At 32.9% G+C, this 22,805-nt stretch carries 20 protein-coding genes and 1 pseudogene; 3 read left to right on the forward strand and 18 right to left on the reverse strand.

The window, feature by feature from the left end:
• Nucleotides 1-346: 346 nt before the first annotated feature.
• The 5 genes from CQ058_RS27875 to CQ058_RS27895 all read right to left on the reverse strand — a co-directional run bounded on the left by CQ058_RS27875 (nucleotide 347) and on the right by CQ058_RS27895 (nucleotide 6,483).
• Entirely contained in the window at nucleotides 347-658 is a 312-nt protein-coding gene (locus tag CQ058_RS27875; protein ID WP_000637487.1) for a heavy metal-binding domain-containing protein, read from the reverse strand.
• A 651-nt stretch (nucleotides 659-1,309) separates the two neighbouring features.
• The gene (gene nheC / locus CQ058_RS27880; protein WP_002169644.1) at nucleotides 1,310-2,404 is read right to left on the reverse strand and encodes a non-hemolytic enterotoxin subunit C; all 1,095 of its coding nucleotides are present in this window, start codon (nucleotides 2,402-2,404) and stop codon (nucleotides 1,310-1,312) included.
• Between the two features lie 273 nt (nucleotides 2,405-2,677).
• Complete coding sequence (gene nheB, locus CQ058_RS27885; RefSeq protein WP_078177475.1) at nucleotides 2,678-3,808, reverse strand: non-hemolytic enterotoxin subunit B; 1,131 nt, start codon at nucleotides 3,806-3,808, stop codon at nucleotides 2,678-2,680.
• Between the two features lie 54 nt (nucleotides 3,809-3,862).
• On the reverse strand, nucleotides 3,863-5,023 hold the full coding sequence (nheA, locus tag CQ058_RS27890; protein ID WP_105590099.1) for a non-hemolytic enterotoxin subunit A: 1,161 nt from the start codon (nucleotides 5,021-5,023) through the stop codon (nucleotides 3,863-3,865).
• A gap of 887 nt (nucleotides 5,024-5,910) precedes the next feature.
• On the reverse strand, nucleotides 5,911-6,483 hold the full coding sequence (locus CQ058_RS27895) for a tyrosine-type recombinase/integrase (protein WP_105590100.1): 573 nt from the start codon (nucleotides 6,481-6,483) through the stop codon (nucleotides 5,911-5,913).
• Nucleotides 6,484-6,750: 267 nt separating this feature from the next.
• On the opposite strand from CQ058_RS27895, the gene CQ058_RS27900 reads away from it, so the two are divergent.
• Both CQ058_RS27900 and CQ058_RS27905 read left to right on the forward strand, forming a co-directional pair.
• Complete coding sequence (locus CQ058_RS27900; protein WP_002192066.1) at nucleotides 6,751-7,005, forward strand: SunI/YnzG family protein; 255 nt, start codon at nucleotides 6,751-6,753, stop codon at nucleotides 7,003-7,005.
• A 172-nt stretch (nucleotides 7,006-7,177) separates the two neighbouring features.
• The gene (locus CQ058_RS27905) at nucleotides 7,178-7,489 is read left to right on the forward strand and encodes a hypothetical protein (protein WP_105590101.1); all 312 of its coding nucleotides are present in this window, start codon (nucleotides 7,178-7,180) and stop codon (nucleotides 7,487-7,489) included.
• Between the two features lie 567 nt (nucleotides 7,490-8,056).
• On the opposite strand, the gene CQ058_RS27910 is transcribed toward CQ058_RS27905, so the two are convergent.
• Nucleotides 8,057-8,350: a hypothetical protein gene (locus tag CQ058_RS27910; protein ID WP_002192061.1), complete on the reverse strand. Its 294-nt coding sequence runs from the start codon at nucleotides 8,348-8,350 to the stop codon at nucleotides 8,057-8,059.
• Nucleotides 8,351-8,355: 5 nt separating this feature from the next.
• A complete protein-coding gene (locus CQ058_RS27915) occupies nucleotides 8,356-8,556 on the reverse strand; it encodes a helix-turn-helix transcriptional regulator (RefSeq protein ID WP_002094847.1) in 201 nt (66 codons plus the stop codon).
• A gap of 269 nt (nucleotides 8,557-8,825) precedes the next feature.
• Here CQ058_RS27915 and CQ058_RS27920 point away from each other — a divergent pair, with 269 nt between their 5' ends.
• Nucleotides 8,826-8,969 carry a helix-turn-helix domain-containing protein gene (locus CQ058_RS27920; protein WP_206772204.1) on the forward strand — a complete coding sequence of 48 codons (144 nt, stop codon included), beginning with the start codon at nucleotides 8,826-8,828 and terminating at the stop codon, nucleotides 8,967-8,969.
• 771 nt (nucleotides 8,970-9,740) lie between these two features.
• Here CQ058_RS27920 and CQ058_RS27925 read toward each other — a convergent pair.
• The 11 genes and pseudogenes from CQ058_RS27925 to CQ058_RS27975 all read right to left on the reverse strand — a co-directional run.
• Nucleotides 9,741-11,993: an N-acetylmuramoyl-L-alanine amidase family protein gene (locus CQ058_RS27925; RefSeq protein WP_105590102.1), complete on the reverse strand. Its 2,253-nt coding sequence runs from the start codon at nucleotides 11,991-11,993 to the stop codon at nucleotides 9,741-9,743.
• Nucleotides 11,994-12,265: 272 nt separating this feature from the next.
• Nucleotides 12,266-12,925: pseudogene (locus tag CQ058_RS27930) on the reverse strand (recombinase family protein); the annotation flags it as partial.
• A gap of 14 nt (nucleotides 12,926-12,939) precedes the next feature.
• Entirely contained in the window at nucleotides 12,940-14,736 is a 1,797-nt protein-coding gene (locus tag CQ058_RS27935) for an ABC transporter ATP-binding protein/permease (RefSeq protein WP_105590103.1), read from the reverse strand.
• Nucleotides 14,736-16,682: an ABC transporter ATP-binding protein gene (locus CQ058_RS27940; protein WP_105590104.1), complete on the reverse strand. Its 1,947-nt coding sequence runs from the start codon at nucleotides 16,680-16,682 to the stop codon at nucleotides 14,736-14,738. The genes CQ058_RS27935 and CQ058_RS27940 overlap by 1 nt, the downstream gene beginning before the upstream one ends.
• Nucleotides 16,683-16,891: 209 nt before the next feature.
• Entirely contained in the window at nucleotides 16,892-18,067 is a 1,176-nt protein-coding gene (locus CQ058_RS27945; RefSeq protein WP_002193632.1) for a sensor histidine kinase, read from the reverse strand.
• A complete protein-coding gene (locus CQ058_RS27950) occupies nucleotides 18,060-18,749 on the reverse strand; it encodes a response regulator transcription factor (protein WP_105590105.1) in 690 nt (229 codons plus the stop codon). Before CQ058_RS27950 ends, CQ058_RS27945 begins: the two co-directional genes overlap by 8 nt.
• A gap of 846 nt (nucleotides 18,750-19,595) precedes the next feature.
• Nucleotides 19,596-19,838, reverse strand: a complete 243-nt coding sequence (locus CQ058_RS27955; protein WP_002139963.1) for a helix-turn-helix domain-containing protein — start codon at nucleotides 19,836-19,838, stop codon at nucleotides 19,596-19,598.
• Nucleotides 19,839-20,135: 297 nt separating this feature from the next.
• Complete coding sequence (locus tag CQ058_RS27960) at nucleotides 20,136-20,324, reverse strand: hypothetical protein (protein ID WP_059038275.1); 189 nt, start codon at nucleotides 20,322-20,324, stop codon at nucleotides 20,136-20,138.
• 302 nt (nucleotides 20,325-20,626) lie between these two features.
• A complete protein-coding gene (locus CQ058_RS27965) occupies nucleotides 20,627-21,289 on the reverse strand; it encodes a restriction endonuclease (RefSeq protein ID WP_105590106.1) in 663 nt (220 codons plus the stop codon).
• Nucleotides 21,282-22,259, reverse strand: coding sequence for a DUF3991 and TOPRIM domain-containing protein (locus CQ058_RS27970; protein ID WP_105590107.1), 978 nt, complete (start codon nucleotides 22,257-22,259; stop codon nucleotides 21,282-21,284). The genes CQ058_RS27965 and CQ058_RS27970 overlap by 8 nt, the downstream gene beginning before the upstream one ends.
• A gap of 85 nt (nucleotides 22,260-22,344) precedes the next feature.
• Nucleotides 22,345-22,805 (reverse strand): topoisomerase C-terminal repeat-containing protein (locus tag CQ058_RS27975; protein WP_258169565.1); only part of this gene is annotated, 461 nt, incomplete at its 5' end.

Below are 22,805 nucleotides of genomic sequence, written 5' to 3' on the forward strand. Positions count from 1 at the left end.
TCATTGCGATTGTCATATTATTTCCTCCTCTTTTGTTGTTGCTAAGATGTGATTTATCTTTATGCTCTCATTATAGTAAGTACTTATATATATATCAACACATTCTGATATGCAATATTACATCTTAAAACCATGTTTTATACTGTTATAATAGAATAGGTACATTCTACAGCATTTTTCGATGAACTAAACAGCTAATGAACATGAAATTTCTCGTAAATAAAAAAGGAAGAGAATTATAAAAATTCTCTTCCTTTTTTATGTTTTGTGATGTGTTCATAAACATAATGCATCTATATTTATAGAAAATACATAAAAGCTATAGAAAAATCCACATTCTATCTATTTACACACGTACTGCTGTACCGCTTACCGCAACCATTAACATTCCGTCACGAACCACTTCGTAGTCTACATCGATACCAACAATTGCATTTGCTCCTTTTTGCGTTGCAAGTTGTTTCATTTCTTCCATCGCAATGTCACGAGCTTCTTTTAATTTACTTTCATAAGCACCAGAACGGCCACCTACAACGTCACGAACAGAAGCGAAGATATCGCGTACGATATTTGCACCCATAATTGCTTCACCGTTTACGATGTCTACATACTCAATAATTTCTTTACCCTGAATAGTATTAGTTGTTGTTACGATCATTGCTGACACACTCCTATAATCTCTAAAAATTTATTTTCGTTTTTTATAATCTTATTATTACATTTAAAATGTTAAACAAACTATCTTCTAACCTTACATAAAGATGACAGTTCTGTAAGGTTAGAAGAAAACAAGCTATATACAAAAACCTTTATTGTATATTGGGGAGTTACTTGACGTTTCGCCTTTTTCGAATCTGAATAACACTAAGAAAAAATAACCCATAATTTCTATAATTAAATAAACAATATATTTTGGGGAGGATGTATTTTGAAAAAGACATTACTTATTGAAACATTATGTTTATCATTAGTGATTGTTTCTTTTTTAATACTCATATGGAAAGAGTAAATCCACCTCTTCAGTTTCTTCTTTAGAATTCGTTACGACTTCGTTATGTTCAAAGGACATACTCATTAGTATTGCAAATACTAATAAATTTCCTAAAAGAACTTTCCGTATGGCCTTCTCTCCTCACATTTCTTTCTTTTAAATATAGCAAGGGGGAATACTGGGGTTCAGTCGAGATACGTGTAAAACTAGGTCATAGTGATACATTATTTCCCAAGAGACTTTTTTTGAGTGTATTATGTAACATTCAGGAGCAATCCGGTGCCATTTGTTTAATTCGCTCTTCTGGTGGGTCTACTTTTATAATCTGTTTCCTTGTACAATCTTAGCACCTTCATATAATTTATCCGCATAATTTTTAAGGTCTTGCCAATTATCCTTCGCTGTATCCAGATCTGCTCTTATAATCTCATCAAACAGGTCTAGACTAATGTTGTCAACACTGTCAATCAATGATTTATATTTTTTCTCCACTGTCCCCCACTGAGTCTTTATATTTTCAAGAGCAGTAACAGCTGTACCAACTGTTGCAGCCATATGTTCCGTTTTATTTTTGGCATCAGTCAAAATAACTACTTCTGCCTCTGCTCCAGAAATTCTGGACTTTAATTGTTCTATTTCTTGTTGTGCAGATGCGATATTCTTGTCAGCAGTGACAATCAATGGTATACCAATCGGAGGCATAAATACAGATAAAGCTATATAGCCACCACGTTTATCATAGTTTTCTTTAATTGTATTATTACAATTCTCAATTCGTTGTTGTAGAAGCGGAATACCAGCGTTCGTACTTTCTAGAATATTCTCCAATTGATTGAAATCTTCTTTGAAATTTCTTGTATTTTCTGCTATTTCACCTTGAAAATTTTTCAATTTTTCTAACAGTACATCTAATTTTTGACTATTGTACAAAATACTATTGTACAAATTTTCTAGTTCATATTTTAATTTCTCTGTATCTTTTTGCTCTATAGCAGTTAGTAAAAGCTTATAACTTGCTTGAAACGTATCATTATAACTTACAATATTCTGATGCGTGTACATAATACGAGTTTTAAAATGCATGAACCAAAAGTCGGCATTCTCTATTGCATCCCGTTGATGCTTAATCATGTTTGCTTGTAAATCACCATTTATAGAACTTATTTTACTTAAATCTGTCAGCTGTTGATTACTGATTGTATTGGCATATGAATCCATTGTAAGGATATTTGCCACCATTTTCCCCATTACTTCTTTAAATTCACCAGGACCAAGGGAATAGTTCTTCAAACTTTCTTGCTGTTGGGACACAGTTTGTTCTGCTGCCAAAGTATGAAGTGGAATTACATTACTCACTGCCATTCCCGTAATGATTGTTGACAAAATAATTTTCTTATATAAATTTTTATTCATCTTTTTCACCTGCTTTTTCACATGTATCACATATTTTATTAAATTCATAAGCTTCTATTCTTTACTTCAAATGAATTACGATTATTGCAAATAAAACAACATATTAAAATAGAGATTCTCGTACTTTCTTATTCTATAATCTTTATTAAGTTTCATAACTATATAGGAAGTCTCCTGCTCAAACTTGAACAGGAGACTCACATTATGTGTTCTTCAAAAGGGAAAATCAGTATATTATATTTTTCATTACTTCGGCAATTTCTTGATGTAATATTATTTGTTCAAGAACGAAATCTCACTACTTTGAATATTTTCAGCATACTTTCTAATCTGCTCCCAATGATCCTTCGCTGTATCCAGATCTGCTGTTATATCCATAGCAAGGAATTCTGGGTCAACAGCTTTAGCACTCTTAATCAATGCGTCATATTTTGTTCCCATTCCATCCCACGCAGTCTTTATATTTTCAAGAGAAACAATAGCTTTATCAATTGTATCTGTTAAATTTTTAATATCACTTTGCACTATCGTTAACCTAGCTGACTGTAGTTGCGCCATTGAAATATTTTGTGTTAGCGTTATAATTTCTTCTTGTGCCTTGATTATCTGCTGCTGCGATGAAACTACTCCGTATATCCCGCCTCCTAATATAGGTGCACCTAAGGGCGCAAAAGGTGAAAGAACTAAATATGCACCAGCAGCAGTTGCAACCGACGATGCAATATAAATTTTGTTATTCTCATCGATTAATGCTTTATTTGTTTCGATTTGTTTCTGAAACAGTGGAATTCCAGCTTCTTGACCAGTTAAAATATTTACGACTTCTTCAGCATTCCCTTTTAAATTTTGTGTATCTTTTTCTAATTTGCCGCGAAAGCTTTTTAAATCCTCCACTAATTTGGTCACTTGATCTTTATTCTGTGAAATTTCACCATTCAACTTTGTAAGCAAAGCTGTTAGTTTGACTGGATCATTTTTATATTGTAATAAATAACGAGAATAATTTTGGAATTTTGTATCATAACTGATAATATTTTGATTCGTCGTAACTATCCCTGATTTCAAATTATTTAACCAGTATGTTGCATTTTCTCTAGTAAGATTTTGGTTGGCTTTAATGGCTGTTTTTAAATTATCGCCAACTGAAGGTAAACCATCCAAATTAATATCTGCTTGTTTAAGAATAGTTAAAGCATACAGGTCCATTACCAACATATTGGATTTAGTGTCCTTCATCGCATTATCAAGCCCTGTTGGTCCAAGGTAATAACTAGGGTATTTAAGGTCTTGATTTGCATAAATAGGTGCAGGTGCCTCTGCCGAGGCATATGATGGCATAATGCCACCCGCTACGATTGTTGCTATTAATGTAGATAAAGCCATTACTTTATAAGGTTTTTTCATCACATTTTTCTCTCCTTACATTATTAAGAATTATTGTTCTGAATTCTACAAATTTCATCCTGTTACTTTTATTTTTGTAACACTCTCTTGATATTCCGTTGTTTGTTTTTTCAATTCATCCGTAAACTGTTTAAGCTCTTTTAATCGTGCTTGTAATGAATTAGAATCTATTTTCACATCAGTATTAAGACTTGTCCCCGTTTCAATCATTATGTTATTAAAGGTGTCCCAACTACTTACTAGATTGTCAAAACTCTGAGTTTGCTTTTTAACTGTTCTTGTAAAGTTATTTAATTGCTGCTCAATAAGTGTCATTTGAGTTGCTTGCACTTCAATATTCGATAAATTTTGTACCAATTGAATTAGTTTCTGTTGCTTTTGAGCAATAGCTTTATTCAGTTCTGTTACTTTATCATTTTTGAGTTGTCCATATTGGTTATAAATCGCTTCCAAATTAGACACGTCTACAGTTTTATCCTTAACTCCGTCTTTCAAAATATTAATAACCGACTTTGTAATATTTAAAGAACCGTCTAGATTTTCTTTTGGTAGAGCTAGAAGTTTTTCAAAATCTTCTTGAATGCCTGCATTAAGTTGTCCCATTTCCGTTCTTAATTTTTCAATGTCTCCGTCTGAACCCTTATAAGATTCAAACGCTCTGCTAACTTTACTAGAAAAATTATTACTATCTTCAGCCAATTCGTTTTTAGAATTGTTTAAGTCTTCTGAAGTTATTTTCATATTATACTGAATTTTTTGCACGTCACCTTGAAGTAAGTTAAAAATACGTACAAATAATACTTTTGCTTCCGGATCTTCATTCATTTTTCCAGCTAGTTCAACTAATTTATTGTAATAATTTGTAAACCTTATTCCGAAACTCTGTATGTCTTGATTTACAACGGATAATTTGTGGTTATTTATATCCAGGCAGTCTCGAACATGGTTTCTTACAGTGCCTTGATCAGTAGTTATTCCATATATAGTACTTACATCAAGATCTGGTTGCTGTAATATGATTAGCCCATATCCTTGAATTAATGGCGTCTGTGATCCTAATTTCGTAATCGAATTTGATAACCTATCCATAGCGGGTCCAAGTATACTACTTGGTTGTAAATAAGTTGTATTACTTTCTGCAAAAGTATTTACAGGTGAGAAGCAACTTGTAGATACTGCTGTAACTAATAACCCTGCGATTAACGTTTTTTTCATGGTAACTCCTCCTATTAATTGGTGTTTTTTGATAAAATAGTTGGACTAAATTTTAAAGGTTTAATTTTTATTTATATGAAATCTAACCTTTAGACAATTAATTGTCATATGCAGTTATAAAGATACATATTGTTTGAATCTAAATATAGCTTGTAAATATTTGTACATATTGCCTACTATAAACGTATTCCCTAAGCAGTTACATAAAAGACATATACAAAGGTAATCTTGATTTTATATGTCATAAAATGTAACTAATATCTTATGCCCTTATTAAAACATTAAACTCCATTGCGAATATAGTAAAATTTTGTCGTAAGTAGTAAAATTTTGTCGTAAATATTAGAATTTTATCTTATGTATTCGATAATTTTATAGTTACATACTTAATATGAGTGAGGATATATTATACCAATAAAATTAATGATGAATTCTATCGTAGTAATTATAATGATTACAACTTAATAAATCCAATGAAAAAATAACTATATTAATTTAGAAGGGGTTAGTTTTTATTTTAGAAAAATACTTATAGAATAATTTAATGGTATTACTTATACATTTAACCCTTTATTTGGATATGTATAATTGCATAATCACACTCTATTGATAAGATTACAAGTTATTGATTTTAAAGGATTTAGAGGTTCTCAAATACAATTATCAAAATTAAAGCGTGGTATTTAATTCCAGAGTGGCCCTTAAAACCCCTAATCGTTTCCGTCCCCTTTATACAATAGGGCATTTTTATTCGTCGAAAACTAAAAATCATAATAAGAAATATACTTGTATTGGATTGAAAGGAGGTAATACACAAAATTTTTACTTGCAGGGGGCACTATATCATTTCAACATATCTCTGAAAATAAAGAAGCATCTAATTTAAATTAGATGCGGAATGTATCAAGTACATTATCTTTTTCTTCCTTATTAATCCCGATGTATCTTAGTGTAATTTGTGGTGTACTATGATTCAATATTTCTTGTAACATAGCAATATCCTTTGTTTGCTTGTAAAACCAATAGCCAAACGTTTTACGCATGGTATGAGTACCTAAAGATTCTACTCCGGCAAAATCTCCGGCTTTTTGTAACTGTCGATAGGCTTGAATTTTACTAATGGGTTTATTCCCTTTTCGAGAAGAAAATAACCAGGTACTTTTTAGCTCTTCAGCGTATGGCAATACTTCCTCAAAAATGGATGTAATATTTATGATACGTTCCTTTTTTGTCTTTCCTTCTTTAACCTTAAATTCTTTCCGTTTTTTTCGCTTAAGTTTTAAAATCTCATTCGTTTCCATTTTAAGTAAATCACTTACACGTAACCCCGTATTAATACCAATTAGAAATAATATATAATCACGATCTGAACAATGACGTTTGAGCGACCATTTCATATCGTTGAGCTGTTCTATGCTCCGAATTGGTTGTACATCAATTAAATGTTGCTTTTTATCCATCTGTTTTTCAATCCCTTTATTTTCAATGATTTGAATGTATACTTTTTTACCTTTTTTTATAATATCAATGAAATTAGATAAAAGTCAATGTTTAAGGGGATTTCAATGTAAAATTTTGGGTAAAAGTTTACTTTCAAAAATAGATAAAAAAAATTTGTTATTCATATCATTAGCAAACATAAATATCCAATAAAGATATTTAATTACAAGTGCATTTATTTGATTTATAATTATATTTAGAAAATAGAATGGAAAGGTCTTGGTAATATGTTGGGTATTGATGTTATAAAAACAACAGAGGAATTAATTATTAAATGGCAATTAGCAAAAGTTAGTATTCCATTAAATGAAATTATTGAAGTTACTGAAGATGATACTTATGCTGGTGTTGAAAAAATTGAAGCAATTCGAATTGGGACACCTTATGCTACAACTGATCGCATCTTAATTAAAACTCAAAAACAAGATTATGTACTATTTACTACTAATAAAGTTTCAATTTTAAATAAAATAAATGCTTAAGTATTTATTTGAAAGCCTAATTGAAGTTTTAATATTTACAAGTTAAAATGAATATGAATTTATAACCTGAATTCAGAACATATTGTTTCTATCAATCAGAAAAGGACAAATCTTTACTGTGTTTATAGAACCCAGATTTGTCCTTTTTCATTATCTTATTAAAGGGGTTTATATGAAGGCAAAGGGTAGAAAGAAAAAGCGGATACGAAAGAAAAAGCCTGTTTTTCAAAAGAAGAAAGTAAATAAAATATATGATTTAAATACTACTGTTCAAAGAATCATGTGGTGTTCTGCTCGGATACTTTATTATGTCGCTTCATTATCGCTTATTGTATGGCTATATGTGGTGGGGATTTTTGAAGGCATGTGGGGAGGATCCATCCTATTTTTATTCTTAGAGCTGTTAGATATTTATATATTTTTCGCTTTATGGCCACGTAAGGAATATAATTTAGCCCCAATAAAAAAAAGAAGAGAGACGTAACAGCTCCTTAAACTTTAGTTTAAACTATGGATGTTTTGTGTAAGCTGCAATATTCGGTATCTGTTAAAAATGATTTCAATCATGATATTAATTTTGTCAAATGTAAATTGACCAGTATATATAGGGTCCCACTACATGCCCATCTCTTTAGAAAGTAGCTGTAGTTCATCAGAAATCGAGAGATTCATAAAAACGCCATCCTTTCTGTAAATTCCTACAAAAAGTATAGCGTTTTTTTATATTCAAATGAAACTAGCTTATTTTTTCGTTTTGGGGAACAATGTGTTGGTTTGAATTAAAGTTTGATCAAAGTATTGCTACAAATATTGATTTTATAAATAGAAGAAACCCACACACTTTGAAAAAGTTTGATCAAAATGTGTGGGTTTTAATTTTGGATTCCTTAAGTTTTTATAAAAAAGATTGATCATTTTATGTGACCTACTTAAATAAACGCAGCTGTTAGTTTAACTATATTCCTTCATGATATAGTATATAAATTTCACTTTTTAAAAGAAACATTTTGTTCAATCGTCTAAAAGAACAAGATAAAAAGCCTAACTCATATTAGTAATTTTTCCTGTTTCTGTTGATAAATATAAAAATACTGCCTAGCACACTTAATGAAAGCACAAAATATAACAATAAATCAGGTAGAAATTCTGAAGGAACAATATCTATCGATTGAAAAATAATAATAGCAATGATACCTAAATATAGGATGTTGTACAACAAATTATTTGTTTTATATTGAATTTCTCTCCCTCTTTCGTCTTTTGCTTCATCACTTGATTGAAATTTTATTACATACATCTGACTGATGAATATTAAAACTAAAAATAAAGATTTTAACCACAACATATGTCTCACTCCTCCTGATAATCGAACACGTCAGTTATTGACTTTTCAAATATATTTGCAATTTTAAAAGCAAGAATTAGAGAAGGATTATATTTATTTTTTTCAAGAGTAGCGATAGTTTGACGACTAACACCTACTCTTTTTGCCAGTTCTTCTTGAGTCCAACCTTTTTCTGCTCGACAAACGACAATTTTATTATGTAACAATAGCAACACCTCTTGAAAGTATTGTAATTTATTTCTTACAATTCGTAAAGTATTTTTGACAAAATGTTTTTTGTAATTAAAAATACGCACCGCTTTATCCCTTTATACAAAGGGATAAAGCGGTGCAACTTTTTTATAAACGGTATAACTTTCTTTAAAACGGTACATCTTTTTTATAAACAGTACGACTTTATTTCAAAGGTACAATTAAAGAAAAGCAACGTGCGGGAATAAAGTTAGCGAAACAAAAAGGAGTATATAGAGGAAGATTGAAGAAATACACGGATAAACACCCAGGTATGAATCATGCGATTGAATTACGGGAGCACACCACTAAAACAGTGAAAGAAATATGCCAAATTACAGGTGTGAGTCAGGCCGCCCTGTATCGTAGATTAAAAGAACTTGAATAAAGTTCTTTTTTAATTTGTAATTAAATCCCAGAGTGCCCCCTCATAACCAGAATCGTTTCCGTACTCCTTCAGGGGTTTGAATGTAAACTAATGGACAAAAGTTTACATTGGAGTTTTGAATCATTTATAACTAATTTTGTAATAAATTTCTCAATATAGATATACTTGTTAATTATGGTTCCAATATTAAAAAATAACAAAAAATAGATTATAATAAAAATATGATAGTTATCCTTTTGTTTACTCCTTGTGCTAAAGATAAGATCGTGTTCGCCGATCTTATCTTTTTTTATTTGTGGATTTTTGATACAAAAAAAAGAATCCTTATCATAAGGATTCTGCTACAGGGAATTTACTCTTCTGATTTATAAATGATCAAAATAGTAATTCTTTTTTTCAAGAACCGCTCTAATCAATATGAAGATCATCAACCATATGAGACTACTTAGTATTTCTGATGCAAAATTAGTACCAAATTCTTGATAAGCATAATGAATTATTAATGTAATAAATAACCAAAATGATGAAGCAATTAGTTGGCCTGAATAACCACCTTTTATATGATGATTGAAAACTACAAGACAAAGTATAATAAAAATCACCCGCTAAAATTGGGGATTTTCCCAGGTGTGAGCGGATGATTCTTTGAATCGTTTCCATACCCCATAGCCATCAAGTTAATAAAAATCCTCCAGATGCTGAAAGCATCTGGAGGTCGTGGGAATCTCATTTAGCAAGTCATATTTATAAAAAATAGACTTTTTGTATCATTTATTCTCTGTGTCCATGACTGTCAAATGTATGATTCTTGCCATCAATTTCAACAGTGACGCCTTGATAAATTGAACCGTCCGCTTTGGCATAATACCTAAAGTATCCATAACCATGGGTAGTGGTTTCGTAAGGACCATTGAACCATCCTATCTTAGCTGCTCCAGAATCATCGAAGTAATACCATTTACCATCGATTTGTTGCCAACCCTTTTGCATTTCGCCTTTATCGTTATAATAGTATATCTTACCATCAACTTTATCAAATCCAGTCAGCTTAGCTTCTCCGTCATGATTAAAATAATATCTTTTTCCGTCAATGGTTTCATAACCATCGAAAGTATAGTTTATACCATCTTGGAAATAATATTTTTTTCCATCAACTTCCTTCCAGCCGGTATAGTAACGCCCTTCTTCTAAGCTGTAATATACCAATGCAGGCTGCTCTTTCCCCTCTAAATTCAGTCCAGGTAAAAAGATTTTAGAGATTCCGCTTTTTCTAGTGGAACCATCTCCTTCAAACATTAACGTTTTCTCTTCAAAAGTAACTTCAGTCACCGTGCTTAGCGCTTCTCCATTCAGCTTAGAAACTTTCTCAAGTGCGCCTTTGTCAGAAAAGTGAAGAATGACATTTTGATCTTCTAGACGTATTTCATTTTTATTAACATTGTAATTTTGGAAATAATAAATTTTCCCATCGATTTCCCGCAAACCTTCTTTAACCAACGCTCCAGAAGCATCAGAATAGTGTAGACCATATTGATCTTCCTTCCATGCTGATCGTTGCAAAGCACCAGAATCATTAAAGTAATAGTACTTACCCTCAATTGGTGAATTTACTCCTGAAGCCATTGCGTGAGACTCCGGATTAAAATAATATGTATTATCCTCAATTTCCTGCCAGCCCTTCAAGAGAACTCCTGAAGCATCTGCATAAGACCATTGGTAACTTTGTTTTACCCAACTATTCTTTATCAATTTTCCAGAGGAGTCGTATGCAGTCCATATAGAGCCATCTTTTTCATCAGACTTGAACTCTACTCCGTCATAATTCTGTTTCTCATTTTCTTTCCCAGGGTGCCACTCTCTTAACCAGTTATGAATTTCATTGTTGCTTTTTGCAGGGAAACGAATGTTAGAAGCAAAATCCTTATCAGTAGTAGTAGTGAATTTTCTATCGTGGCCCGGAGTATCAGTCAAACGTGCTCCATTCTTGTTAATCAAATTAAACTGAAATTCATTGTTACCAGAATTTTCGATTTGGACAAGTTCCAATACTTCGTCATCGCCAATCGAATCTGAAAATTGAACCGATTGTCCTTCTTTCCCTGAAAGGTACTTCGACCCTTTTTTTATCACTACTTTATTGCTTCCTTTTTTATACGGGATAATTTGATAAATTGTATCGCCATCAAATGAAAGCGGTCCTAACACAAGATTTGCTTCGAAAATCAGATTAGCATCTGCAAATACATTTACTACGCGGTTATTAAAATCTGCAAGAGCTTCAGAATCATTCGTAACATAATTAGAAAGAGCCTCTTTGCCCACTGTCTTTGAAGTACTTGTTCCTAGCATCCGTTTGTCTTCTGGTAATTTTTTGAAAAGATCATGCTCATTAACACCGATATTAGCCAAACCGCTTTGAGGATGATAAGCATTTGGGAACTGTTGTTTTACAAATTTCCATCCTAGTTCATTTATACGACCACTATTGTCACTTTCTAGATAATATGTTTTGAAATTCGTAAGTGAAACACCGGTCTTTCCTTCATCTAATTGTTTTTGTGTAATATACAAAATATCATGTTTAGATAGTTCTGGTTCATCAGGAGTTAAATCTACTATTGTACCAGCGTCCTTAATACGAAGTTGTTGTCCATGCTTGAGTGTTTTATATTCAACTTTTCCATTGGGATAAGCAATTTTAACCTTTTGGCTAAAATCTTGATTTTTATAATAATCAAATACAGTAATCCCAAACTCTCCTTTTTTAAAAGTAGGAGCCACATAAGTAATATTTTCCCAAAAATTACTATAACTACTTTTTGCATTAGCATCTTCTAAATATTTAGTAAAAGCCTCTTTACCAAATGCGTCATAAATACTTCCAAATGTTGTAACAATCGTTCCGAACGTATCAACATCTGCTTTCACTTTATGTTCTGTTACTGGGCTGGTGCTGAATAAAATCCCCATTGCAATCCCTACAGGAAGGACTTTTCGCATACTTTTTTTTGCTTTTCCATTCATAATTGTGCTCCTCACTTTGTGCTACCCTATTTTTTTCTATTTATTAAACTGAATTTAACGTTCCGAAGTTTATCTTAGTTTAAATACCTTTCATTTTTCTTTCGAAAGTGTTACAAAAGTCTTTCATTAATATCGTATAAAATTCTGAACTTTTTACGATATTCTATATTTTTTCAGCTTGGCCCCATGCTTATTAAGCGAAGATTTTTAAGTATGGGGTTTGTGTAGTAACGGAACAGAAACGGCAATAGTACTCCAAACCCCTTAAAGTTTTACCAATATAAATCTAATTCATCACAATAAGTATTCGCCTCAATAAAATAATTTCTCCTATCAGCATCACTTGCAATCTCACAAATAATATCCTCAACCTGTTTTGTTAAATCATCGACATTCTTATAGGAAACGCAAAATACATATTCACCAGATGAATTCACTTCCATATTAAAATGATATCTGAGATATTGCTCCACTTCTTTCCGTACCTTACCTTTTCCCCTGACAAATTTGCTATTATTTTCTACTCTAAGCCACATTCTAATTTCAGCAGTTTTTTCTTTTTCAACACTCTGTTTTTCTTTACTATTCATTCCTTTTTCTCTTATGTATCGATATAACGTTGCTTGACTAATTCCAGACATGGCAACAATTTCACTAATACTATATTCTTTAGAAGCATATAGATTTAAGGCTTTTTTAATGTATTTTTCTTTTACCTTCGGGCGACCACCTTTTCTTCCCCTGGCTCTAGCACTTTCCATTCCTTCTTTCGTCCGTTGGACGATTAAATCTCGTTCAAATTGACTAAATGCTTGAAAGACAGTTAACATGAGTTTTCCCTGTGGTGTATGTGTATCAAAATTTTCTTTTAAACTGATGAGCTTTACACCTTTTTGTTCAAAATACTCTACGAGTTCAATTAAATCCCATGTTACTATTGCGGTATTTACTTTCTTAGCGCAACAGCTGGCTCAGTATGAATAAGCTTATGGCTTGCTATTATGCTGATTATGATGACAATAATTGCTGTCGCAAGAATAGAGAGAAACATTTGAATTATCGTGATGACTAGATTTAAATCAAAAGCAATACTTACTACATAGATGCAACCAATTAGGACAGCATTAAAAACAGACGCCAAGCCCGACAACAATATATTCTCACAAATAATCATTCTTCGTATTGTACCTTTACTAAAACCTAGTGCAGATAACAGTCCTAATTCCCTATATCTCGAATTTTGTAATTTAACAAGCAGAATAACACTGATAAAGAGACCAATTGCTAAAATCAAAATAGATACTACTAGGAACAGACGGCTAAGGCTGTTAAAGGTATTTTGTAAGGCTGCAATTTCGCTTGAAACATTTTTACTGTCTATATCTTTTGCCTTTAGCATTTCACTCACAGAAACAATATCATCGAAACTTGTCACATCATAACTAATTGAATAACATTTTTTATCCTTAATATTCTTATAAAACTTCTGTTCAACATCACTGCTTACAATGAAATCATCATAGCCAGCATTAAAGATACCGCTTATCTTCAACTTGTACTCTTTTCCTTCATACTTTAATGTGAGTTTTTGACCAATTAAACCTTTGAAATTATTATTGAATTTTTTCGCAAGGCTTGGCGTAAGGGATATTTCATTAGCTCCTCTTTTTGGCATAGTGCCATAAGACATGCTTTCGGTAGCCTTTGGCGTTGGATATTTTTCTATCATTGTTTCAGATTTATCTTCTATGCTTAAAGACACATTATCAATTTTGTATTGATAATAAACATTTTCGATACGCTTATCAGATTTTAACAGTTGAAAAACTGTTCCGTCATCTTCCCCTTTGATGTAGCCATTGTTAAAGGCGGTGTTTTTTTCTTTGAAATCAGCAATAGACTGTTCCAAAATATTCCCTGAAGATAAGGACAACATAAAGGCAAGAATGCCGATAGAAATGGCTAAACTGACCCACATGTATCGCATGAAATGTACTTTGAAATTTTTAAGTCCTCTTTTAAAAGCAGAAACTCTTACAGTCGGATTAAATGTAACCTTATGTTCGCTTTTTTCAGTGCCTTTAACCACTTTATTATCAGCAACAATTCTACCATTTTCGATAGACATTACCTCATCAGCGAAATCACAGATTTTTTGATCATGTGTGATGACTATGACTAAACAGTCTTTTGATATTTCTTTCAAAATCTTCATTATTTCCGTTGAATTGCTACGGTCTAACGCTCCAGTTGGTTCATCTGCCAAGATAATTGATGGATTGTTAATTAACGCTCTTGCGATGGCAACTCTTTGCTTTTGACCACCTGAAAGATTTTCTATATTTTCATTTGCCTTTGATGACAATCCAAGTTGATCTAAAAGCTTCTCAGCATTATTGATGTATTCTGCTTTCCCCACAGGATGTAACTCTGAGGAAAGCAAGATATTTTCAAGCACGGTATGTCCACTTAAAAGATGATAGTTTTGAAAAACAAAGCCGATATTGTCTCTTCGATATGCACAAATCTCATCTACTTTCATTCTACTAATTGATGTATCACCTACGGATATTTCACCGTCATAGGTGCTGTCAAAGCCAGCAAGCATATTAAGAAGCGTACTTTTACCGCTACCTGAAGCACCTACAAGGCATATGAGTCCTTTGCTTGGAAAATCAAAACTCATATTGTCAAAAATAAGTGTTTCATCATACTTTTTTGTAAGATTTTTTATCTGTATCATTATCGATCACCAGTCCTAAGCGCTGTGGATACATTGACTTTAACAAAAGTAGAGATAGTTACTCCAAATGCCACAACTGCAACTCCCACTAACAAAAGTACACCTGTGAACAGCATTTTTGCATTTAAAATATCAACACTAAACTGGGCTTTGGTTACCAAATTGATAAGTGGAGAGGTAACAAGCAAGAAAAGAATTGCCGTAGCCATTGCAATGACTGTTTCACTGAAAATGAGTAAGCTTAAATGCTTGTTATTATAACCGCTGATCTTATAAATGGCATATTCTCTTTTTCTCATAATGCCTGTAATAAGAAAGATCGCCATTACCATCACACCTGATAAAAGAGTAATACTAAGGCTTACAGATTCAGTTTGTTCGGTCGTTTGTGCATTAAGTCTTACAATGTCCTCAACTCGTTCAAAATCGCCAATAGGAACGATACCTTTTGAATTTAACTCATCTTTAATAGAAATCATATCTGCTGGAGTTTTTGCACGAATGATAAAACCCATCTTTTCAGAACGGATTTCCGCTTGTTTTCTCATTTCACCGAGTGCAGTTTTACTAAAAAAGAAAGCATCATCAATGTATTGTTCCATCGTTTTTCCTTCATATTCATATACTAAATTTGCATCAATTACACCAACGATCTTTGCCTTTATTGAAACGTCTTTTAATAAAGGTTCACCACTTTCCAGATTATACATGGAACTATTGAAGGTGATCTCTTTTCCAATTGCTTGTTCATTATCGATACCTAATTTTTTCACAAAGCTTTCAGGAACAACAACCTCATTACTGTTTCCCATAGGCATTTTACCCGATAAAAGTTTGTTAATGTGAGGTACGCTACCAGTACTTTCAACTTTGTATTCTTTTCCATCAACATTGACATTTATATTCTTAATATTGTCTGGTATAAGCACTCCAAATCCAACTCGCTTATCATTTACAAATTGTTCATATAATCCACCTATGTTCTGTGTTACATCTGCCTTTGGTCCCTCATCGTTATTTCCCTCTGTACCGCTTGCACTTGTAAAATTATCAACTACGGTAATGTTCAATATTCCTTTATCATAAGTATCCAATAATTTATCAAACTCTGCCTGACTGCTGTTGTTAATTGCACCATTCACTATTGTAAGCAATAGGATCGCCGCAACCATAAGAGAGAGAGTTGCTACCGCAAAACGCCCAAATTTACTTTTTATATTAGATTTTGCAAGTGACAAAGAATTTCCCAGCGATAACTTAGGACGATTTTTCATTGTAAGTGTAGGCGTTTTTGCAAATGGAATTTCTGACTTTGAAATAAGCTTGCCCTTATCCAGTTCAAATATATGATCCTCTTCAGAAATTAAAGATGTATCATGGGTTACAACAATAACTGTTCGATTTTTAGAAATAGCTCTTAAAATATCCATTGTTATTTTTGCGTTTTTTCCGTCTAAAGCACTTGTCGGTTCGTCAGCAATAATGACTTTTGGATTTTTCATAAGTTCTCGTGCAATGGCAACACGCTGTTTTTGACCACCTGAAAGTTTTTTCACCTTTGTGTGTGCTAAGTTAAAAATCTTTAGATCTTTAAGGATTTTTTCAGCACTTTCTATATTTTTTTCACCTTTTAGATACTCTGACAACAGTACATTGTCTAAAACCGTAGCATCCTCAATTAAGTTGAAATCCTGCCATACAAAGCCAAATATGTTATTGTAAAAATAACTTTTTTCATTGGCAGATAAATCTTTGATATTTTTACCGCAATACAGTACCTCTCCATCAAAGTCTTGTTCCATACCACTCATGATTTTAAGAAGTGTGGTTTTACCACTGCCCGAAGAACCAACAATAAAGTTCAGTCCTTTGTTGATATTCATTGAGACGTTGTATAAAGCGAATTCACTTTTATACTGCTTCGATACATTTTTTATTTCAAACATTAACTTTATCCTCCATCAATTTATTTCTTCACAAGTGATAAAACTTCTTGATACTATTTTAATTAACTGTACAACGAAACTTCCCACTTGATTGGATAGTGTCATTTTACAGCAACCGATGTTAAATCCCTGTTAAGAAAATGCAAATATGCACAAAAAAATACAGAGCTTTAAAATATGAGGGTCATCCTCTATTCAAAGCTCTGTATTTACATTTTGCTTGATTTCATTTTATTTAGCGTTACCGTAAAGCAAGTACCACCTGTTTCGTTGTCACTTACAGTAATAGTGCCTTTATGCCTTTTAACGATGGTTTCTACAATTGAAAGCCCCAAGCCTGCTCCGCCCATTTCACGGGAACGAGATTTATCAACACGATAAAATGGTTCAAAAATATTTTTCTTATCGATTTCAGAAATGCCTATACCTGTATCCTTTACAGTGATTAAAATCTTTTCAGCAGATCTACCCGATACTCCAATAGTGACGCTTCCACCATTCACATTATATTTTATACCGTTTTCAACAAGGTTATAAAACGCACGGTAAAGTAAATCTATATTCCCATGAATAACGCTGTTATCACCATTCAAAGACAATTGGACATTCTTTTCTTTAGCAATACCAGAAAGCTCGAAGATAATATCTTCAAATAAGTCTTCCGTAGTAATATTATTCTGTTGGATTATTTCATCCATATTGCTCATATCTAAAAGATTACCTACCAAACCTCTTAATCTGCTTGTCTGTCTTTCAATAACCGTAATAAAGGTGTGATACTCCGCCCTTGTGTGTTCATTTTTCTTTTTAAACACATCCACCTTTGTTTGCAAAACCGTAAGGGGAGTTCTAAGCTCATGTGCTGCACTTGCTGAAAACCGTTTTTGCATTTCAAAAGCAGCGTTTAGCTGATCAGTCATAGTATTATAGGACACTGTAAGTTCCGCTATTTCATCTTTAGTAGGTGGTACGTCCAATGTCCTGGAAAGATTATGGGCATTGATGCTTTTGACTTGTTCGTTTAGATGCTTAAGTGGTTTCAAAGCCTTTCCAGATAAATAATATGTTAAACCTCCACCAGCCAAAATGATAATCATTGCATATAGGATACTTTCCATACGGAAATTTACTTTTGCGTAATTTACATCTTGGTTCATATCCAATGGTGGGTATCTGTTGATTCCTTCTGCACCAACGCTTCCCTCCTCAACAATAGTTTCTTCCTCGCCAATGGGTTTAGCAGGTGTCGTTTGAGTAGCCTCAATGGTTTCTGCCATTATGTTGGCAGAAAAATTGAGAATAAATGTAAGTCCAATACAGCATACTGCCAAAAGTACAGAAATAATTAAAGTGAGTCGCCAACGGAGCGATAGTTTTTTAATCATCGTTTTTATCACCTTTTTGAGTAATAAAATACCCTTGGCCAATTCTTGTTTCAATCGGATCATAATTTAGAATTGCTTTCAACTTTTTCCTTAATGTTGCAATGTGGACACGAATAGCACCGCTAAAGCTATCTGCATTTTGATCCCAAATATGTTCAATCATTTCTTCTTGGCTTATGACTCTGTCTTTATTGAGTAAAAAATACTCAAGTAAAGCAAATTCTTTTTTGGTAAGGGAAAGTTTCTCATTACATACAAAAGCAATGCGCTTTGATAAATCTATGTTGATATCTCCACAGGAAACAAAACTGCTTTCCTGGATAAATCTCCTCCTTAACAATCCTCGAATTCTCGCTTCCAATTCTGCAAAATCAAAAGGTTTTGCAAGATAATCATTCGCTCCAAAGTCCAAACCTTTTACTTTATCGTTCACACTATTTCTTGCACTTAATATCAGTACCTTTAGTTCTGGCTTTTCATCTCTTATTTTTTCTAGGACCTCCAACCCATCCATTTTAGGTAGATTAAGATCCAGAACAACCAAATCATAATTTTCTATATATAAAAGTTCATACGCATCTTCGCCGTTATCACAGGTCTCCACCACATATCCATCTATTTCAAGCCCCTCTTTAATGGAGTGCTGTAAATCAAGTTCATCTTCCACAATGAGAATTCTCATTTTTAAAATCACCTCGTTTTTTAGTATACGCAAGCCAATGTTAAATCTTTGTTAAGATTCATGGCTTTACCTGCTCCTTTTTTATTAAAAAACTAATTCCTTATAACTCATACACTTCCTAATTTTCAATAGATTTCTATTTAACTTAATCCATTAACTTTCTCTTTCGAATTATAAGGGGAAATCCTCCTATTATTAAAATGTAATTTCTTAATTACATTAAACATCGAGGGAGAAATCCCTTTGTACTAGATAATTTCAAATTACTTACTAAGTCTAATACTTTATTTAAATAAAAATCCTTCATACGAAATGAAACTAAGTCACCAGTATAAATCTTAATCTTATTAAACCAAAGAAAGTAAGAAGAGAAAAATCTAATTAGGTCAACGACATTCAATCTAAAATAGTTTTTAAATTGAACATTAAAATACATAGTAAGGGGTTTTGAGTGTTATTGCCGTTTCTGTTCCGTTAGTACACAAACCCCAAATACTGCTCTTGATACATATTTCGCAAGAAATCTATCCAATACAAATAGTACATTATCCATTTAGCGGATTAATTCAACATAAAGTTAAATGTACACTATTGATGTGGTGTTTTATCATTTATTAATTATTACGGTACGTGAAATTATTATATACTATAATGAAAAAGCCCCCATAGATCTTACACCTATGAGAGCTACCTAAGGGTATTTAGACTTTCGACTTGATTCTATTGTAACAAGCTTTCACCAAATATCAAGAACATAACAATCCAAAACCAAATAATCAAACTAAATGCACTCTTGAATCCTCCCCACAGAGAAAATGTTTCCTCTTGCATTATTATCCCCCTTTCCTACTTGTCTTTTGGTTCTCCAAACCATTCATACATTGCCTGTCGGCTTATAATCCATTCCTTACGCTTCCCTTCAGGATGCAAAAAGTACTTCACTAAACCTTCTTGTAGCATGCGCTCTAAATCATTTATTTGCTTCTCGTTCATTAGAGAGGGGCTATATTTATTCTTAATTGTCTCACGAGGAATCCCCCAATAAAAAGCTGCTTCAGATGGTGTCATGTATTTATCAATTTCTTTCATGGGAATTCTCCTTTGTTTGTGCTTTTCCTTTTATGTTACAATAAATAAAGAAGGAAATGGACTAGATTTCCTTCTACTTCAGTCACTCATTAACTAAGCCCTTTGTTTGCTGTTAAGCAAATGAAGGGTTTTTATTTTGCTTGTTTATATTTACTATCTATGACAGCCAAACGGATCAACTTCAGCTTAATATCCTTACTAAGAGAAAGCCATTCAGATGTACCAATTTTCATATCCTTTTCCTCCCTATTCCCTTTTTATACTTCAAGAAAATTAATCCCTTAAAACATTTGTATTTTACACTAATTTAACAACTAGGGAATCTTCATCATATTCATGAATGTGTAAATCATAGCGCATTTCTGTTGCATCCAGTACTTTACAAAACCTCTGATAGTAAGCCGAATTACTTACTTCCATGCCAATTTCTCCATTTCTGAACAGATACTCTAAATCATCAATGATTTCTTTTACTGTATTCTCCAATATTCTCACTCCTTATCTCTATAAATACCCTTGTAAGGTTATTTTACAACAAAATAATCAACCTTACAAGGTTATTTATTTGTTTTTCAGATATTTTATAAAAAATTCTTTATAACATCCTTAATTCACTTTAAACCACTTATTTCCGCTTACAATACAACCTTTGTTATTTAGGTCTTATGTCATTCTCTTTTAAATAAACATTGGTTATATCGAAATCTGAGGAGCCATTTTTTCGATGAGAGTATGATTTTTTAATTTAATTCCTAAAAATAACAAAAGAGCCGGATTTTCATCACAGCTCATTTATTAATTGGTTCTGTATGTGTACATGTAGGGTAATGGGAACAGCCGAAAAACTTATTTCCTGTTGTGTTCGAATTTCTAACGACTAAATGACTTTTACATGTTGGGCATTTTCTTTCTACAGGTTTTACCCCTTGATATACATCTTCAGCCGTATATTCGGGATTAATTTTATTAATCAATTTCTGAAGTTCTACACGATCTATTAGTTTTACATTACAAGCTTCCGCTAATTCCTTTGCTTGTCTTGTATATACACTGTTTGTTACAACCCAGCCCTCATGTGCTTTGTAATAGGCTTGCGCTGCATATATCTCTTGGACGGCACTGATGCCAACTCTATTTTTCATACCATAGCGTTTGGCCTGGATTACAATACGATTTTTCCCCTTCAATACGAGATCTGCGCCAAAATCATTTGACTGCTTTGTGACCATTGGAGAATAACCAAGTTCTCGAAAGAGAGCCTTCAGATACACTTCAAATTGATGTCCGTCCATTTTATCTATATAGCGAATACCAGACCTCGCCATTCGCTTCAGCATTCTACGCTCCTGGATCTTTCGGTACATAAACTTACAAATACGAAAAAGAACATAAAGGATAAAACCACAAATCAAAATCTGTAGTATGTTTGGCATTTTGGGTAGATTAGACACTTCTCTCCACCTCTTTAATTGGTTTCATTTTCTTTGGTTGCACTGTTTCTTTTGGCTGTTGTTCACTCACTTGTTTCTTCCGGACATCATTCCAATCCTTTTCATGCGTTGGAATGTCCTCTTTAAGATCAACAAAGCATTTCATCGTCTGAATGAAGTCTTTCCCAGCCTTATCATTATCAACTGCCATAATGACCTCTTTAATATCGTACCCTTCTTTTTTCGCATCCATTAAAGATTGAATCACTGTTTTTGACTTCAATCCATGCATAGAAACCAGGCGAGCATTTTGTATTTTATTTTGCTTGATGCTCCAATGGGATAACATATCAATCGGATCTTCATAAAAATAGATTTTATCCGGCTTACCCACATCAACTGTAAAACCTGCATGAATCCTTTCGTAATTCGGGACAATTTGTTTAAAGCTTCCTCTTTTATTCTCCATTTTGACCGTCCCTTGACGGTTCATTCCGATTACTTGCCCTTTGCCCCCTTCTTCTCTCCATTTGAACACGACATTGTTTTTCTTATCCTGGGCGATGAGATCCTTTTTAATTAGCCAGTTCACCAAGCGAGGATCTATTTTTCGTTCATCAATTAAGTACTGCTTAATCTCTGTCTGCTTCTGCACCTCTAAGTGTTTTGGATAGATGAAGGGCTGCTGCTCTTTTTTGCGCTCCTCTTCAGCTTTAGAACGATCAAGCTCTTTATAGTCCCCCTTCTGAATGTCCATCACGGCTTGTGGGAATGTCATGTCATAGTACATCATCGCAAAGCTAATCGCTCCATATCCTTTTTCCCCTCGACTATTCCAGGCGTATTGATTCCCTTTAATGATGAGACTGTCATGTTCCGTATGACGATAATAGTTTCCTTCTTTCTTAAATGTTTCTCCTTTTGCTTCCAGATATGAAATCAAGTCAACTTTTCTTGCTTTCATCGCATCCTCCGTACTGACATGTGCCATTACGGAATCCCCCCTTTACTCTATAAAATGAAATAAAAAAGAGGACTATTCCGTTTCCTAGTCCTCTTTTACATACATTCAATTTTTATTTGCCGAATAAGAATTTTAATCGCTTCTCCTGTACGCTGTATGATAAACGAGCGTCAAATTTTTTCCCGTTTTTGTTCGAGATAAACCCTTTAATCTGATCCGTTACATTCTTTTCTAATAACTTTTTCACATGGTTACTACTTAGATTTTTACCAGAGAATGTACCAAAAATAATGAAGTCACAGCCTTTTTTGTATTTCTCACATAAGTAATTACTTTTCCCTACAAGAACTCTACTTTTACATAATGGACATTTGCCAATGGTACGATCTTCAGTCGTTGGAAAACGGAATTTTAAACTTCCGTCCGCTTCCATATAGATAGCTGCTGTAAATTCTCCCTTTTCTCCTTGAAAGCCGTTGATAAAATCCGTTGTTTTATACTGAATTAACTTTTTCATCTGATTACCAGGGATTGCTTTCCCTTTCATCTTGGCTGGTAACATAAAATCACATC

The organism is Bacillus sp. MYb56 (assembly GCF_002976445.1).
GTDB lineage: Bacteria > Bacillota > Bacilli > Bacillales > Bacillaceae_G > Bacillus_A > Bacillus_A mycoides.

Excerpts from the sequence above, each read along its gene's own strand:
- CQ058_RS27875 (WP_000637487.1), bottom strand. The coding sequence starts at position 658 with ATGATCGTAACAACAACTAATACTATTCAGGGTAAAGAAATTATTGAG.
- nheC (WP_002169644.1), bottom strand. The coding sequence starts at position 2,404 with ATGAATAAAAATTTATATAAGAAAATTATTTTGTCAACAATCATTACG.
- nheB (WP_078177475.1), bottom strand. The coding sequence starts at position 3,808 with ATGAAAAAACCTTATAAAGTAATGGCTTTATCTACATTAATAGCAACA.
- nheA (WP_105590099.1), bottom strand. The coding sequence starts at position 5,023 with ATGAAAAAAACGTTAATCGCAGGGTTATTAGTTACAGCAGTATCTACA.
- CQ058_RS27895 (WP_105590100.1), bottom strand. The coding sequence starts at position 6,483 with ATGGATAAAAAGCAACATTTAATTGATGTACAACCAATTCGGAGCATA.
- CQ058_RS27900 (WP_002192066.1), top strand. The coding sequence starts at position 6,751 with ATGTTGGGTATTGATGTTATAAAAACAACAGAGGAATTAATTATTAAA.
- CQ058_RS27905 (WP_105590101.1), top strand. The coding sequence starts at position 7,178 with ATGAAGGCAAAGGGTAGAAAGAAAAAGCGGATACGAAAGAAAAAGCCT.
- CQ058_RS27910 (WP_002192061.1), bottom strand. The coding sequence starts at position 8,350 with ATGTTGTGGTTAAAATCTTTATTTTTAGTTTTAATATTCATCAGTCAG.
- CQ058_RS27925 (WP_105590102.1), bottom strand. The coding sequence starts at position 11,993 with ATGAATGGAAAAGCAAAAAAAAGTATGCGAAAAGTCCTTCCTGTAGGG.
- CQ058_RS27935 (WP_105590103.1), bottom strand. The coding sequence starts at position 14,736 with ATGATACAGATAAAAAATCTTACAAAAAAGTATGATGAAACACTTATT.
- CQ058_RS27940 (WP_105590104.1), bottom strand. The coding sequence starts at position 16,682 with ATGTTTGAAATAAAAAATGTATCGAAGCAGTATAAAAGTGAATTCGCT.
- CQ058_RS27945 (WP_002193632.1), bottom strand. The coding sequence starts at position 18,067 with ATGATTAAAAAACTATCGCTCCGTTGGCGACTCACTTTAATTATTTCT.
- CQ058_RS27950 (WP_105590105.1), bottom strand. The coding sequence starts at position 18,749 with ATGAGAATTCTCATTGTGGAAGATGAACTTGATTTACAGCACTCCATT.
- CQ058_RS27955 (WP_002139963.1), bottom strand. The coding sequence starts at position 19,838 with ATGAAAGAAATTGATAAATACATGACACCATCTGAAGCAGCTTTTTAT.
- CQ058_RS27970 (WP_105590107.1), bottom strand. The coding sequence starts at position 22,259 with ATGGCACATGTCAGTACGGAGGATGCGATGAAAGCAAGAAAAGTTGAC.